3 protein-coding genes are annotated in these 2,121 nt (G+C 41.3%); 1 reads left to right on the top strand and 2 read right to left on the bottom strand.

The window, feature by feature from the left end:
• Positions 1-453 (bottom strand): Crp/Fnr family transcriptional regulator (locus PX484_RS23715; protein WP_288105869.1); only part of this gene is annotated, 453 nt, incomplete at its 3' end.
• Between the two features lie 55 nt (positions 454-508).
• Here PX484_RS23715 and PX484_RS23710 point away from each other — a divergent pair.
• Complete coding sequence (locus PX484_RS23710) at positions 509-1,708, top strand: acetate and sugar kinases/Hsc70/actin family protein (protein WP_287764788.1); 1,200 nt, start codon at positions 509-511, stop codon at positions 1,706-1,708.
• 91 nt (positions 1,709-1,799) lie between these two features.
• Here PX484_RS23710 and PX484_RS23705 read toward each other — a convergent pair whose 3' ends face one another.
• Positions 1,800-1,973, bottom strand: coding sequence for a type II toxin-antitoxin system HicB family antitoxin (locus tag PX484_RS23705; RefSeq protein ID WP_287764785.1), 174 nt, complete (start codon positions 1,971-1,973; stop codon positions 1,800-1,802).
• Positions 1,974-2,121: the final 148 nt, after the last annotated feature.

Here is a 2,121-nt window from a genome sequence, read left to right as displayed (position 1 = left end):
TAAACGCCGGTTAACTTGACGCAAACGCTTGGCCATTAACTGAGAAAGACGAATTCCCGCTAAAGGCTCCGATTTGAGCAGATTAACAAAATCTTGGGCGGGAATACTGCTAATTGTGGCCGTGGTTAAGGTGATAGCATCAGTGGAACGGGGAGATTCTTCTAAAGCGGCCATTTCTCCGAGTATTTCCCCTTTACCGACGATATTTAAGGTGACTTCTTTACCCGACATATCGTAAGTACGAATTTTCACCCAACCATCCAGAATAAAGTAAACCGAACCACCCCAATCATTTTCTAATAAAATCGCCCGATTAGCAGGATGAGTGCGGGTGACAGCATGAAAAGTAACTTGATCGAGGGTTTCAGGGGGCAAACCGACCAATAAAGTGGCTGTATCTAATAATTTTTGAATCTCTGCTGATTTTTCCGCAGGATAGCGTTTTTCTTCCATGGTTTAATATTTAAATTTTGTTCGTTTTAAGTGGGTGATTCTACAATAGACAGTTGTGGGTATTTTTAATTATCTAGTGACCGATAAACAGGATTTTTCCTCCCTACTGACCGAGATCGATCGGATTCTTGCCAAGGTGATTTCCTCTCTAGTTAACCCGCAAGAAGTTACTTCCGAGACAATTATCGCCACTCGTCAACATTTAGAATCGGCCAAAGCGCTTCTTTTTCCTTTATTATCCCCCGCTCGAACCCCTGAAGTTGCCCGTTGGTCCCTGGGAATGGAGGTACAACCACCAGGGGTGAAAATCGTCTTTTTTCGGGAAAGCCAAGGACTGATTGATTTTTATCCTCTTTCTTGGAGTCTGGCAACGGGAACAAGCGATCTCTTACCCTGCCATCAGGTGGAAGAATATCTAATTAGCTGGCTATCTAATCGGGATTTTAGCACCGATTCTTGGCTCTGGGAAGCCTTAGAGCGATTAGAAGCTATCATTATTACCGATGACGGGGAAACCCCCACGGATGACCTAAAAAAAGCCCTTCTCAGAGCGCAACTAATACCCCCCGATTGCCTATCTAGTTTAGAAACAGCGATCGCTACTGCTCTGGCCTATATTCCCACTAGCGACCAACCTCAACCCCAAACCCTACTTGTTATCGAAGGTAAACGAGAGACTACCACTTTAGCGCTGCTGGAAGTCCCACCGCAAACTTGCTCTTTATCCCGTCAAGCGATCGCTCTGAGCCATTTTAACTACGGGGAAAACACCTATGAACAGGCCATACTCTCTCAGTTAATTTATCCTCTCTGGCGTTCTTTTTTGCCGCTTTCCCTCGCCGATCTCACCGATACTAATCCCTTAAAAAAATCTTTACTGGCAGCCGCTAGATTAACCAAATTAATCCTCCAAGAAGAAATCGAATTTACCTCCTCTCTAGCCGGTCATACTTGGACTGTCAGTCGCAGGGACTTAAATAAGAAGGTGATTGCACCATATCTAGATAATTTAAAACAGAAAGTTAATGATTTGTTAGAAAAACAGCAAAAAAGTCTTAAAGATATCGATCGAATAATTTTTAGCGGTAATTTTTTCTTGACTATTTGGCCCTATTTCTTAACAGAAATTCAGCAAGAATTTGCTGGCTGCCATCTAGAAGCCCCCAACCAAGAGACCTTCTCACCAGCAATCATGGGTTTGGGTCGTCTCTGTTTATTTTCGGATCTTAGAGGTCAGAAGGTCAATAATGCTTAAAAAATCGCATCGCCGCAACAATTTACGGGGATATTTTTTTATCTTTTAGAAAACATGGGAATATCTTTTTTATCACTAAAATAAACTGTCTCTATCCAAATTCGCTCGCTTCTTCAATATGAATAATCCCTTCCTCTAAAGTTTTACTATGAGTCATACATCCGGGTAAATCGGGAATTAACGCCGTGTATCCGCCTTCTTCTTCGGGATAAATTGAAATCGGATATTTAAGAGATAAAAAGTATTCTAATATTGGTTGTTCCATCGATAGATCTAAATAGGTTTGACTAAATCGCCAACTTGAGCATTATCAAAAGGTTTTAATTCATCGGATTCTACCACTTCAGATTTATAACTCCTCAATCCCAAAGAAGAATTTTCTATTCTTTTTCTATAAGTTTTTTTCTGATCGG

This window comes from Microcystis sp. M49636_WE2 (assembly GCF_030065375.1).
Lineage (GTDB): Bacteria > Cyanobacteriota > Cyanobacteriia > Cyanobacteriales > Microcystaceae > Microcystis > Microcystis aeruginosa_C.
The sequence above is the reverse complement of the archived record's forward strand: the minus strand, read 5'-3'. Positions and strand labels throughout refer to the sequence as shown.

What these genes read in the sequence shown, in the direction of transcription:
- PX484_RS23705 (WP_287764785.1), bottom strand. Translation starts at nt 1,973, where the DNA reads ATGGAACAACCAATATTAGAATACTTTTTATCTCTTAAATATCCGATT.